The following is a 13,315-nucleotide window of genomic DNA, read 5'->3' as shown; positions in this document are numbered from 1 at the left end:
ATATCTATCCCAATTATTAACCGCAACTCACAGACAATATCATTATAAAAGCATCCTGCGTTCGAATAGATAGAAGAAATACTATATTGTAAAAGTATCATTACATAGTCTGTTCGTTCTTGTCTCTTTTTATCCAAGCTGATTTAAATCCTTTCCAGACAAAAAAGCAAGATACATATGTACCTTGCTTATTCTTCATAATGTTGAAAGGGTAATCCAGTTCGTAAAATTCCCCTCGTCTCAATCCCGCCAAGTCCCTTTTCGCCGGTAATCGTATTACGTACAACATCCCATACATTTACTCTCTCCATAAATGACGTAAAACTAATTTTACCAACCACATATACAGGATCTAGTGCGTGAATATTAATTCTAGATGGTGAACTAGCAAAATTAGCACCTGCTCGAATTAATGCTTCAAAGTGTGATTGGCATGCCCCAGCAAAAATAACGAGTTGATCCAATGATGGATATTTTTTTCTCACTTCTCGAACAGCCTGTACAAAATGCCTTGAATGCCTATATGCTGCTAAATCTCCCTTTACCCCTTTTGATTTTGTATATGCATCGTGCCCTGTAATAACTAAAATGTCCGGACGAAAATGATCTATTAAATCTACTACCTTTTCATGCATCTCTGTTTCTTTACAATGAATACCTTGTACAGGAACACCAATTTTATTATATAAGTCTAAGCACTTGCGCAAATATAACGGGTCTCCATCTATATGCAATACACGTCCTGGCATTTGAAAATAATTCACCTCACTTGTATATCCACCAGTTGAAGTGTGTTCATGCCTTTGTTTCATTAATACATAATCTTGTTGAAACAAACGATACGTACGCTCCATCGTTTCTTTCTCACGCTTCGCTCTTTTTTTATGTTCTCGTTGATCTATACTAATTAAATCTTCAAGTGGCGCATCCGCCACCAGTCTAATTTCCTCTCCAAATAATATAGCTATCTCGCCTTTTATTTCTATAATACGAAAAAGGATATCCCTATTATGAGAATATCGTTCCACTAATTCTCCAACATGTAAAGCCATTCTCCTACCTCCAAACTCGTTAGGCCATCTTACCTGTTTTTAAAGTATGAATGTAGGAAAGGAAAGGTGACAAAAGGGACAATTCAAATTGAACTGTCCCTTTTCTATTCTTATGACAATTTATGAAGAACTAATGCATTACTTAATGTTGCAAACTCCTCGATAGATAGCGTTTCGCCTCTTCGTTTTGGATCAATTCCTACTTCTGTTAAAATTCGATCCAACAGCTCTTTATCTTTCGGGAAACCATTTAAATTATTTGATAAATTATTCATTAAAGTTTTACGACGTTGTGCAAAACTTGCTCGTACTACTTCAAAGAAGAATGTCTCATCTGTTACTTCTACAACTGGTTTCGGGCGCTTTAGGAGACGAATAATCGCAGAATCAACATTTGGTTGTGGCACAAACACTGTACGCGGTACAGTCATAACTGTTTCTACCTCTGTATAATACTGAATGGCAATGGATAAAGAACCATACTCTTTCGTTCCAGGTTTAGCAGCTAAACGATCTCCAACTTCTTTTTGCATCATAACAACAAATCCACGAACCGGTAATTTCTCTTCCAGCAATTTAAATAAAATTGGCGTTGTAATATAGTACGGTAAGTTCGCTACTACCATTACATCTTGCTCTTCCTCAAATTGCTCACTAAACACCTCATGTACATCTGCCTTTAGTACATCTTTATTTATAACTGTAACGTTGCTATATGGAGCTAGCGTCTCATCTAAAATTGGTAATAACCTCTGATCAATTTCAAAAGCCACTACTTTTTTAGCACGCTTCGCTAATTGTTCTGTTAACGCACCGATACCTGGCCCAATTTCAATTGCACCACTTTCTGAACCAATTTCAGCGTGATCAACGATACGATTTAATACATTCGTATCAATTAAAAAATTTTGTCCTAAACTTTTTTTGAATGAAAATCCGTACTTTTCAACAATGTCTTTCGTACGATTTGGCGTTGCGATATCCTTCATTTTCTTTCCTCCTGTATGACTTGCTTATAAGCTTCTGCAAATGCTTCTTTTGAAACTTGAAACATTTGTAATCGTTTATGTAACTGTTTTGCGTTTGTATAACCAATCTTTAATAGCTTACCCATTCTTTCTCTGCGACTCTTTGCCATTTCTCCGCCCACTAAGCCTGCATCGACTAGATCGCTCCAACTAATTTCACTTGTGTAAGCTTCCATTTCTTCATGTATATTCTCTAAAGCACGGCGAATTGATTCATTAGAAGCATGTTCAATTCCGACACCCTTTTTCCTTTTAGCAAGTGCTTCTTCCTTCGGTAAAAAAGCATGTTTACATCCCGGCACCTTATCAGAAATAATTTTTCTAATACGCTCTCCAGGATAATCCGGATCTGTAAAAATAATAACGCCTCTTTTTTGCAGCGCTAATTTAACTTGCTCAATAACATGATCACCGATTGCTGAGCCGTTCGTTTCAATTGTATCCGCATCAACAGCACGCTTTATCGCAACTGTATCATCTTTACCTTCTACAACGATAATCTCTTTAATTTTCATGCTTGCCTCCACACTCGTTTCGTCTCTACTTAGTAAAACAAAAAAATGACGACTTTTCCATTATTATTTTCCCCATTCTTACATTTTAAAAAATAGAATGTCCAAAAATTTGTTCTCTCTCCTTATTGTAACACTTCCTTATTTGCCCGTATTTTCTCTATCACTCCTGCTACTTTTTATAAAAATAAAAAAAGAATGGGTTCTCCCACTCCTTTTTATTCAACACCAAATAAAGCTTTTGCATTTTTTGTTGTTACTGCTGCTACTTCCTCATAAGAAATCCCTTTTAAGTTCGCAATTTCTTCTGCTACGAGTTTTACATAACTCGGTTCATTTCGTTTCCCTCGAAATGGATGCGGTGTTAAATACGGACAATCCGTCTCTATTAACAATTTCTCTAATGGAATCTCCGTAGCAACTTCTTTCGGTTTCTTAGCGTTTTTAAATGTAACTGGTCCGCCTAACGAAATTAAAAAGTTCATATCAACACATCGCTCTGCCACTTCTACGCTGCCGCTAAAGCAATGCATAATACCTCCTACTTCAGCTGCATTCTCTTCTTCTAGAATATCAACAATATCTTGAGTTGCATCACGATTATGTATAATAATCGGCAATTTCACCTTTTTCGCTAATGCAATTTGTTTACGGAATACTTCTTTCTGTATTTCTTTTGGGGACTTATCCCAGTGATAATCTAGGCCCATTTCTCCAAGTGCAACGACTTTAGGATGAGAAGCAAGTTCTTCTAACCATGCTAAATGTTCTTCTGTCATGTCGATTGCATCAACTGGATGCCATCCAACCGCAGCGTAAATAAAATCATAAGTTTCAGCTAATTCAATTGCCTTTTTGATCGTTACTTCATCAAAACCAACAACAACTGTATAAGTAACTCCCGCTTCTTTCATTCGGGCAATAACTTCTTGCAAATCTTCTTCAAATTGCTCTGCATTCAAATGTGAATGTGTATCAAACAACATCATACATAACTCCTTTTATATTGAAATCAAGTTTATTCTAAATAATAAGCTCTTTACTAACTTAACGATAACAATACTATAATTTAAATGCAAAAATAGAGAGTGTAAAAAGAAAAAAGACGCTTCACACATGTTACACGTGAAACATCTCTTTTCTTGTCTTAATTACTTGATTTTTGTACCGTTTGGTAGATTTTGATCGATTGATGCTAATGACAATACGCCATTCTCTTCACCCGCTAAAATCATACCTTGTGATAATTCACCGCGTAATTTTACAGGTTTTAAGTTTGTTACACAAATAACTTTTTTACCTTTTAGGTCTTCCGGCGAATAGAATTTTGCAATTCCCGAAACAACTTGACGCTTTTCTGTACCTAAATCTAGCTGAATTTTTAACAACTTATCTGCTTTTTTCACAGGTTCAGCTGATAGTACTTCAGCTACGCGTAATTCTACTTTAAAGAAATCATCAATTGTAATTTCTTCTGCTTTCGGTTCTTCTTCTTTTTTCTCTTCTACTTTAGGAGCAGAGCTTTTCATTTGTTCTTTAATGTACCCTACTTCTACTTCCATTTCTAAACGAGGGAAAATCGGGTTTCCTTTTTCTACTTTTGTTCCAGCTGGAATACAGCCAATTGTAGATAGGCTTTCCCAAGATTTATGCGCCTCTTCAGTAAGTCCAAGTTGAGCAAACATCTTACTTGGTGCCACTGTTAAGAACGGCATAAGCATAATACCTGTTTGACGAAGCACCTCTGCTAAGTGAGCCATTACAGAAGCTAACTTTTCACGATCATTCTCATCTTTCGCTAATACCCATGGTTGTGTTTCATCAATATATTTATTTGCACGGCTAACCAATTGCCAAATTGAGCTTAGCGCTACAGAGAATTCCATATTCTCCATTGCCTCTTCTACTTTTTTCAACGTATCTTTTGCAAACGTTACTAACGTTTCATCGAATTCCGTTACATTTGCTTTAAATGCAGGGATTTCTCCGTTAAAGTACTTATCAATCATAGCTACTGTACGGTTTAATAAGTTACCTAAGTCATTTGCTAAATCGAAATTAATACGCTCTACAAATCCTTCTGGTGTGAATACGCCGTCAGATCCGAATGGAACCTCACGAAGTAAGTAATAACGTAATGCATCTAATCCGTAACGATCGATTAATGTAACTGGATCTACTACGTTCCCTTTTGACTTACTCATCTTTCCATCCTTCATTAAAATCCAACCATGAGCAAAGATTTTTTTCGGAAGAGGTAAATCTAATGCCATTAAAATGATTGGCCAATAAATTGTATGGAAACGAACGATTTCTTTTCCAACTAAATGTACATCTGCCGGCCAGAACTTCTTATACATCTCTTCATTTTCTGTTCCATAACCTAATGCTGTAATGTAATTAGATAATGCGTCAACCCATACGTAAATAACGTGTTTCGGATTACCTGGAACACGAACTCCCCAGTCAAATGAAGTACGAGACACAGCTAAATCTTCTAAGCCTGGTTTAATAAAGTTATTAATCATCTCATTCTTACGAGACTCTGGCTGAATGAAATGTGGGTTATCTTCATAGAATTTTAATAGTCTATCGACATATTTACCCATTCTAAAGAAATAAGATTCTTCACGAACAAGTTCTACCTCATGACCACTATCTGGGCTTTTTCCTCCAACTACTTTGTCACCTTCCATAATTGGATCTACTAATTGATGCTCTGTATAGAATGTCTCATCTTGTACAGAATACCAACCTTCATATTCATCAAGATAAATATCACCTTGATCTACTAGTTGCTTGAAGATTTTTTCAACAACATCTTTATGACGATCTTCAGTTGTACGAATAAAATCATCATAAGAGATATCCATCTTCTCCCAAAGTTCTTTAATTCCTGCAACGATGTTATCCACATATGCTTGTGGTGTAACATTTAATTCTTCTGCTTTCTTTTGGATCTTCTGTCCATGCTCATCAGTTCCTGTTAAATAATGAACATTATATCCTTGCATACGCTTATATCGTGCCATCGCATCTCCTGCTACGGTTGTATAAGCATGTCCAATGTGTAATTTTCCACTTGGATAATAAATTGGGGTAGTAATATAAAAGGACTTATTTTCCTCTGTCATTGTTTTGGACCTCCCGGATAACCTCATATGTATTTATAAACAGTATATCAAAAACTTATATATAAAGTGAAACTTTAATCTGTGGGGGGGTTTGTTCACTCCCGCGGATTATTAACCAGCACCAATCGGGCTTTTACGAGTAGCCAAGCGCAAACTTAACTTCTTTGCTCCAGCCAAATTTTGAAGCGGAAATCTTCCTGCTTGTTAATGCAGGATAAAAAACGAATTAATGCCTGGTATCTTTATCATCTATTACTCATATTTCAAGAAAATATACAATCCTCTTTTATAATTTATAAATTTTTCAGAAAATAAAGTGAAATAATGGTAGAAATTACTCCCATTCTATTATATATAAGAAGTAAGAAATCTATAAATCTTTTTAAAAAATATAGAATTAAAGAATTGACGGAAATGTAAATGATTGGTATCATATGTCCATAGGGTATTTTGTCGAAAAATGACGAATCTAGAAAATAGACTCGAAACTTATAAACTATTTCTTTAGGAGGAAAAGAATTATGAAATCTACTGGTATCGTTCGTAAAGTTGATGAATTAGGTCGTGTAGTAATTCCAATCGAATTACGCCGTACTTTAGGTATTGCAGAAAAGGATGCTCTTGAAATCTACGTTGATGACGAGAAAATCATCTTAAAAAAATATAAGCCAAACATGACTTGCCAAGTAACTGGTGAAGTATCTGATGGTAATCTATCTTTAGCTGAAGGTAAAATTATCTTAAGCAAAGAGGGCGCTGAGCAAATCTTAAACGAACTTCAAGATTATATCGAAACAGCAAAATAAGCTTCTCAATTATGAGAAGCTTATTTTTTATCGACATGATAGATTTGATATACATCGCGTTTCGACAAATCTCGATCTTTAGCGACTGTTTTTATCGCCTCTTTTGAATTCATACCTTTTTCGTTTATATAATGTTCAATATGATCATATACCGAAATAGATTCCCACCATTGTTCTTCTGGAGCAGGTTCTTCAGTTGAACCAGCTACTAAAATACAAAACTCGCCACGAACTTCATTTTGTTTCGTCCACTCAATTGCTTCTTCGACTGTTCCTCGAATAAATTCCTCGAATTTTTTCGTTAACTCTCGACATAATACAATTTCTCTATTTCCCAACACTTCTTGCATCGAGATTAAAGTATCATCTAAACGATGAGGCGCTTCATAAAACATCATTGTAGTTTGTACATAGCGAAGCTTCTCTAACTCCAGTTTTCTTTCTTTTTTATTTCTTTGTAAAAATCCATAGAAATAAAACTGTTTTGTTTCAAGGCCTGATGCAATTAATGCTGTAAGCGCCGCATTTGCCCCAGGAAGCGGAATAACATGATACTGTTCTGCTACAGCCTCTACAACAATATCGTAACCTGGATCGGAAATACAAGGCATACCAGCATCACTAACAAGTGCTACAGTCTTTCCTTCGTCTAACTTCCCTAATATTTTCTTCCCACTTACTTCCTTATTATGCTCATGGTAACTCATAACAGGGGTTTCAATTTCGAAATAATTACAAAGTTTTTTCGTTTGTCTCGTATCTTCAGCAGCAATTAAATCAGCTTCTTTTAAAATTCGGATTGCACGAAATGTCATATCTTCTAAATTTCCAATAGGAGTTGGTACTAAATATAAAACTCCCTTTTCATTTTGTTGAAAGCTTTTTTGTTGCCACATAACGTTCTCCTTTTTGCATATATTCTTCTTTTTGTTTTCTATTTAACTGCTTAAAATAATACTCTGCTTGCATAGCTGTACGCTTATCTTCATGAAATTCTATGTATTTTAAAACAACAGGAAGTCTAGCACGCGTATACCTAGCCCCTTTTCCACTATTATGGGTCTGAATCCGCTTCTCTATATGATTTGTATATCCAGCATAATAACTTCCGTCAGAGCACTCTACTACATAAAAACAATGCTTATTCTTCTCCATATAAAATTGAACGAATCTCCTTTGTATATTCATTATTTTCTTCATATACAAAAAGGGGGGGCAATATTTTCAAATCTGCGTTTCCGTCCTTAATTCCTTCAATTAACAATGTATTCGCTTCTTTCCCTGCCTTAGGATAAACAAATCGTACACGCTTTGGTTCAATTTTGTATTTACGCATTAATGTAACAATATCTAGTAAACGACCTGGACGATGTACAAATGCTACTTTCCCGCCTTGCTTTACTAACTGACTACTTGCAGATACAACATCCTCTAATGTACACATAATTTCATGACGGGCTATCGCTAAATGTTCATTCATATTTTTCTCAGAAGTTGCAGGTGTTTGAAAATAAGGCGGATTACATGTGACAACATCATATTGATGACGTCCAAGTTTCCCTGGCATATCTTTCAGATCCCCATGTATTAAGTGAATTCTTTCTTCTAACTTATTGTATTGAACGCTTCTGATTCCCATATCATATAAACGTTCTTGAATTTCCACACCTGTGATGTTTCCCTTTGTTCTTGTACTTAATAAAAGGGGGACAACTGCGTTACCTGTACACAGATCAAGTACATTACCTTTTTGAATTGGCACCCAAGCAAAGTCTGCAAGTAAAACAGCATCTAACGAGAAATTAAATACCGATGGGCTTTGTACAATCTTCATATCTTGCGCTAATAAGTAATCTAAACGTTCATCTTCATATAAATTCATATGTTACTCCTTTTCTTACACTTAACCTACCCTATTTCATCTTCTACTAATAAAAAACATATTTCATTCTACTCTCATGTATAAAAAATTACCTTTCCAATTATCATTGGAAAGGTAATTTCACTTTTTATTTAAAAATGACAGGCAGAATAAACAATCTCCCTCTTTACGCACACTTCCATAATGCAGATTACAAATATGAAAACCTTCTTGATATAGTCTAGCTAAATTATCGTAACCTTCGCCAATATCAGTTGTCTTCGGCTTCACTTCTTTACGTTTTTGAGTTTTTTGTTTTTCCTTACTCTGCACTTCTTCAAAGCGGTGTCGCAAATTTTCATTTTCCATTTTTATATGTTGGTTCTCTTCTAACAACTCTGCAAGATGTTGTTTTAATTCTCCCAACTGTTTGTATAAATGTCCAATTTGCTCTTCCATACTAGAAACCGATGCAAAAATATCTTTTTTCTCCACAAGCACCCACCTCATTAATCTGTGGTTTGACTCGAAACGACCCCTTTATTCACTAACTCATCTAACGTATATTCTACAATCCGTTCCTTGTCTACTAGTTCCACTTGAATTAATCTTTCTAAAATATTTAATCCGATAACACGGCCAGTACCATGCGGGGTTTGTATACGTTGATCTAAATCAGGAAGTTGTTCCTTTGCTGCCTCATATTCATCATTCTCATATTTTAAGCAACACATTAAGCGACCACATAAACCAGAGATTTTTGCAGGATTTAATGATAAATTTTGATCCTTTGCCATCTTAATGGACACAGGTTCAAAATCTCCTAAAAAAGTAGAACAACAAAGCATACGACCACACGGACCAATACCACCAAGCATCTTCGCTTCATCACGAACACCAATTTGTCTTAGTTCAATTCTTGTCCTAAAAATTGCCGCTAAGTCCTTCACTAGTTCGCGGAAATCAATCCGACCATCCGCAGTAAAGTAGAAAATAATCTTATTGCGATCGAACGTATACTCTACATCTACAAGTTTCATATCAAGATTATGCTCTACTACCTTTTGCTGACAAACTTGATATGCTTCTTTCGCAGCATGTTTGTTCTCTTCAACAAGGGTACGATCATTTTCATTTGCAATACGAATAACCTTTTTTAGCGGTAATACAACGTCGTTTTCATCAACTTGCTTTTTGGTAATAACTACTTTTCCGTACTCAATACCTCTTACTGTTTCTACAATTACAAACTCATTTTCAGAGATATCGAACTGATTCGGATCGAAGTAATACACCTTTCCGGCCTTCTTAAAGCGAACACCTACTACATCATACAAAACGGTCATCCCTCCTGCAACCGCAACACTAACTGTTCGAACACAAGCTGCGCATTTACATTAGCGTTGATTCTATTTTTTGCCTCTAATATATTAAAGAGAGCTGATACAATGCGCTTCTGAGCATAGGAGAAAGATTCAAACATCTCTTTCTGCTCATGAAAAACAAGACGATCTTCTTCTCCAAGTTGAACATATAATAAATCCTTATAAATAAGGAGCAACATATCTAAACCTTGCTGTAATTGTTCTTTCTCTCCAAAGTGTTTTCCCCATTTTTCTTGTACAAAAAAAATAGAGGCTTTATCCTTTTCGAGCGCTTCACATAATTTTATCACTAAAGCTCGTGCTTGTGCAAACCATTCATCACTACATAAAGCTAAAGCTTCATCAAAACTATTCGTGAGTTGCGCAGCAAGTGTCGATAAAGACGCCGTAATCCCTTCATCCTGTAATCTTCTAATTAAAGATTCCGTAGGTAACGGTCTAAATGTAACAACTTGACAGCGGGATAAAATCGTATTTAAAATTTGATGACTTTGTTCAGTAAGTAAAATAGCTGTTGTATCACTACTTGGTTCTTCTAAAAATTTCAAAAGTGTATTCGCTGCATTTGCTGTCATACGATCTGCGTGCTCAATAATATATACTTTTTTATTTGCTTCTAATCCTGTTTTTGAAAACTCTTCTTGTAAATCGTGAATTTGCTGCTTCTTAATAGATAATCCGTCTGGTTTTACAATATGTAAGTTAGGGTGGTTACCTGAATCAATTCGCTTACAATTTGTACATATATGACAAGGCTCTACCCCATTCCGCCCAGAACAGAGGAAACTCTTTGCCATTTGAATTGCCGTTGCAAACTTTCCAGTCCCTTTCCCTCCCTCTAACAAGTAAGCGTGGGATATACGCTCTTTTGCAATGCTATTCATCAACATTTTTACACCGATGGGTTGTATAGCAGAAAGCTGCTCCCACGTCTTCGTCATAATGCATACCTCACTTATTTCATTCTTTCCTTCTATTATAACAATTTATCTTCTATAATCTGAACAACTTCTTCTATAAGTTTTTCCATTGGTTGATCAGCATTTACCAATACAATGCGATCTGAGAAGCGTTCTACAACTTGTAAATATCCTTCACGCACAAGTTTATGGAAAGAGATATCTTCCATATCTAATCGATTCACTTCACGTCCTGCATCTTTTTCAATGCGAGCTAAACCAATCTCTGGTTCAATGTCTAAGTAAATCGTTAAACTGGGCATACAGTCCTCTGTTGCGAAACGATTGATTTCAAATACTTTATCCATACCTAATCCTCTTGCATATCCTTGATACGCTAAAGAGCTATCTATAAAACGATCACATAATACAAGATAGTCCTCGTTAAGTGCCGGCATAACCTTTTCCACCAAATGTTGTCTACGTGCAGCAGCATACAGAAGCGCCTCTGTACGTGCTTCCATCATCGTATATTCTTGTTTATGTAAAATTGTTCTAATATCCTCAGAAATTGCAATACCACCTGGCTCTCTCGTCGCCATTACCTTTTGTTCTTTTTGTTCAAAGTACGGCAATAAACTTTTAATTAACGTCGTTTTACCCGAACCTTCTGGACCTTCAATTGTTACAAATAATCCCTTCATTCTAAAACCTACTTTCTATATCATACACTTTCATATATTTCGTGCTACCTTGAAAACGAGCGCCTGCTTTCTCTAAATACATAATTTGCTCTGTATGTTCTGAAGTAATTCTTTCCCCATACATAATCAATGGAATCCCGGGTGGGTACGGAATTACCATTTCCGCCGCTATCATCCCAACTGCTTCGTCTACGGATACTACTTTTGTTTCATATCCTTCCAGTTGTTTATATGTATACGGCAAAGGAGAAAATTCTCCCTTATAAGTATAACGAATAGATTCCTTCTTGTCTTTCACCTCATAATATTGCAATGCCCCTCGGATCATCTCTATAGCCTTCATATACTCCTTATTTACTTGCAAGGGCAAAATAAATAGGACATTATATGGATCCGCCATTTCCGTATATATACCGACCTTTTCAAATACAGACTGTAATTCGTATCCTGATAACTGACAACGTGTCTGTACAGTAACCTTTAACTCGTCTTGTAATGGATATTGTAAAATAGCTATTTGTGGAATAGAACACAATTCGTCTTTAAATCCCCGTAAAAACTCGATAATTTCATCATGTCCCTTTTCTTTTATACGTGCCATTGTAAAGCGTGCAATATCAAGAGAAGTCATAATTGGATATGATGGACTACTAGATTGTAGCATACTTAAATAAGTAGAAACTTTTTCTTCTTTCACTAAGCGACTATTTATATGTAAATAGGATCCCATTGTCATTGCGGGTAATGTTTTATGTGCAGAATGAACTACAATATCTGCACCATATGCTAATGCTGACTTGGGAAATGCCCCTCCTAAACAAAAATGGGCTCCATGTGCTTCGTCTACTAAAACAGGGATTTTATGTGCATGTGCATAAGCGATGCTTGCCTCTAGATCCATCCCCATACCATAATAATTAGGATGCGTTAAAATGAGTGCTTTAGCATTTGGATATTTTTTAATTGCTTCCTTAATAATTTCATCATGAATTCCCACTGGTACATTATAAGCTTCATCAATCCACGGATCTAAAAAAATTGGATTTGCTCCCGCTAATTTCAAACCATTAATAATTGATTTATGACAATTTCTTTGTACAAGAACAATATCATGTTCCCCGCAACAAGACAAAATCATTGCTAGGTTCCCTACCGTTGAACCATTAATTAAAAAATAACTTTTTTTCACTCCATATACATCAGCTAATAATTGTTGTGCCTCATCTATACATTCAAACGGACTATGTAAATCATCTAACCCTGACAACTCAGTTACATCGATAGATAGTATATCTTTAAACTCCCCTAGAGCTTCCTGAGGGAAGTTTAAACCATTTTTATGTCCTGGGACATGAAAGGACAACGGCCCTCTTTCTTTAAACTCTATTAATGCCTCATATAAAGGTATGCGATTTTGATTCATCTATATCTCTTCCTTATCATTTCATTCTTTATCTATTATACAGAACAAAAAAAATAATAGGCATATGCCTATTTAAAAATATGATACTTCTAATTTCCGAAGTTGTTTTAAATAATATATATACTTCGGATCATTTGTATCCGTATTCACCATATCCTTTTCACATTCATAACATATCAAATTATTATAAACATATATCCCTTCTTTTCTTTCTGTCTCACAAACAATACAAACTTCATTTTGTGATTTCATAACCTTCCCTCCCTATTTAAATGGACATATTTTATACTTCTATTCCTTAACAATTTACAGAAAAATATACATCCATCTCTTATATAATATGATTAATCCTTGGGCAACGTGTTTGTATTACCATGACTTCTTTTTACGTACTGTTTGAAAACACGAAAAAGCACGAGTCAAATGACTCGTGCTTAGTTGCTTGGCGACGTCCTACTCTCACAGGGACAAGGTCCCAACTACCATCGGCGCTAGAGAGCTTAACTTCCGT

15 protein-coding genes are annotated in these 13,315 nt (G+C 35.5%); 1 reads left to right on the top strand and 14 read right to left on the bottom strand.

The window, feature by feature from the left end; all coding sequences use genetic code 11:
- Positions 1-188: 188 nt before the first annotated feature.
- The 5 genes from yabG to metG all read right to left on the bottom strand — a co-directional run bounded on the left by yabG (position 189) and on the right by metG (position 5,726).
- Complete coding sequence (gene yabG, locus F8162_RS07885) at positions 189-1,052, bottom strand: sporulation peptidase YabG (RefSeq protein ID WP_001173738.1); 864 nt, start codon at positions 1,050-1,052, stop codon at positions 189-191.
- Between the two features lie 110 nt (positions 1,053-1,162).
- Entirely contained in the window at positions 1,163-2,041 is an 879-nt protein-coding gene (gene rsmA, locus F8162_RS07880) for a 16S rRNA (adenine(1518)-N(6)/adenine(1519)-N(6))-dimethyltransferase RsmA (protein WP_151631936.1), read from the bottom strand.
- Complete coding sequence (rnmV, locus tag F8162_RS07875; RefSeq protein ID WP_048562636.1) at positions 2,038-2,595, bottom strand: ribonuclease M5; 558 nt, start codon at positions 2,593-2,595, stop codon at positions 2,038-2,040. The genes rsmA and rnmV overlap by 4 nt, the downstream gene beginning before the upstream one ends.
- A 215-nt stretch (positions 2,596-2,810) precedes the next feature.
- Positions 2,811-3,578: a TatD family hydrolase gene (locus F8162_RS07870; protein ID WP_151631964.1), complete on the bottom strand. Its 768-nt coding sequence runs from the start codon at positions 3,576-3,578 to the stop codon at positions 2,811-2,813.
- A gap of 165 nt (positions 3,579-3,743) precedes the next feature.
- The gene (metG, locus tag F8162_RS07865) at positions 3,744-5,726 is read right to left on the bottom strand and encodes a methionine--tRNA ligase (protein WP_151631934.1); all 1,983 of its coding nucleotides are present in this window, start codon (positions 5,724-5,726) and stop codon (positions 3,744-3,746) included.
- A 521-nt stretch (positions 5,727-6,247) separates the two neighbouring features.
- Here metG and F8162_RS07860 point away from each other — a divergent pair.
- On the top strand, positions 6,248-6,532 hold the full coding sequence (locus F8162_RS07860; RefSeq protein WP_000843036.1) for an AbrB/MazE/SpoVT family DNA-binding domain-containing protein: 285 nt from the start codon (positions 6,248-6,250) through the stop codon (positions 6,530-6,532).
- A 20-nt stretch (positions 6,533-6,552) separates the two neighbouring features.
- Here F8162_RS07860 and rsmI read toward each other — a convergent pair whose 3' ends face one another.
- The 9 genes from rsmI to F8162_RS07815 form a co-directional block, all read right to left on the bottom strand.
- Complete coding sequence (gene rsmI / locus F8162_RS07855) at positions 6,553-7,428, bottom strand: 16S rRNA (cytidine(1402)-2'-O)-methyltransferase (protein WP_151631932.1); 876 nt, start codon at positions 7,426-7,428, stop codon at positions 6,553-6,555.
- Positions 7,397-7,687: a GIY-YIG nuclease family protein gene (locus F8162_RS07850; protein WP_000414343.1), complete on the bottom strand. Its 291-nt coding sequence runs from the start codon at positions 7,685-7,687 to the stop codon at positions 7,397-7,399. The genes rsmI and F8162_RS07850 overlap by 32 nt, the downstream gene beginning before the upstream one ends.
- Positions 7,674-8,414: a tRNA1(Val) (adenine(37)-N6)-methyltransferase gene (locus F8162_RS07845; RefSeq protein WP_151631930.1), complete on the bottom strand. Its 741-nt coding sequence runs from the start codon at positions 8,412-8,414 to the stop codon at positions 7,674-7,676. Before F8162_RS07845 ends, F8162_RS07850 begins: the two co-directional genes overlap by 14 nt.
- A 120-nt stretch (positions 8,415-8,534) precedes the next feature.
- The gene (gene yabA / locus F8162_RS07840; protein WP_151631928.1) at positions 8,535-8,888 is read right to left on the bottom strand and encodes a DNA replication initiation control protein YabA; all 354 of its coding nucleotides are present in this window, start codon (positions 8,886-8,888) and stop codon (positions 8,535-8,537) included.
- Positions 8,889-8,902: 14 nt separating this feature from the next.
- Positions 8,903-9,730 (bottom strand): stage 0 sporulation family protein, encoded by an 828-nt coding sequence (locus F8162_RS07835; protein ID WP_076542773.1) that lies wholly within the window; start codon positions 9,728-9,730, stop codon positions 8,903-8,905.
- Positions 9,731-9,735: 5 nt separating this feature from the next.
- A complete protein-coding gene (gene holB / locus F8162_RS07830; protein WP_151631926.1) occupies positions 9,736-10,719 on the bottom strand; it encodes a DNA polymerase III subunit delta' in 984 nt (327 codons plus the stop codon).
- Between the two features lie 35 nt (positions 10,720-10,754).
- Entirely contained in the window at positions 10,755-11,381 is a 627-nt protein-coding gene (tmk, locus tag F8162_RS07825; RefSeq protein ID WP_151631924.1) for a dTMP kinase, read from the bottom strand.
- Between the two features lies 1 nt (position 11,382).
- Positions 11,383-12,804 carry an aminotransferase class I/II-fold pyridoxal phosphate-dependent enzyme gene (locus tag F8162_RS07820; protein WP_151631922.1) on the bottom strand — a complete coding sequence of 474 codons (1,422 nt, stop codon included), beginning with the start codon at positions 12,802-12,804 and terminating at the stop codon, positions 11,383-11,385.
- 72 nt (positions 12,805-12,876) lie between these two features.
- Entirely contained in the window at positions 12,877-13,056 is a 180-nt protein-coding gene (locus F8162_RS07815; protein ID WP_151631920.1) for a sigma factor G inhibitor Gin, read from the bottom strand.
- Positions 13,057-13,315 lie beyond the last annotated feature (259 nt).

It is taken from the genome of Bacillus sp. CH140a_4T, assembly GCF_008923725.1.
In the GTDB taxonomy this organism is placed as follows: Bacteria; Bacillota; Bacilli; order Bacillales; family Bacillaceae_G; genus Bacillus_A.
Note: the sequence above shows the minus strand (reverse complement) of the source record. Positions and strands in the feature narration are given on the sequence as shown.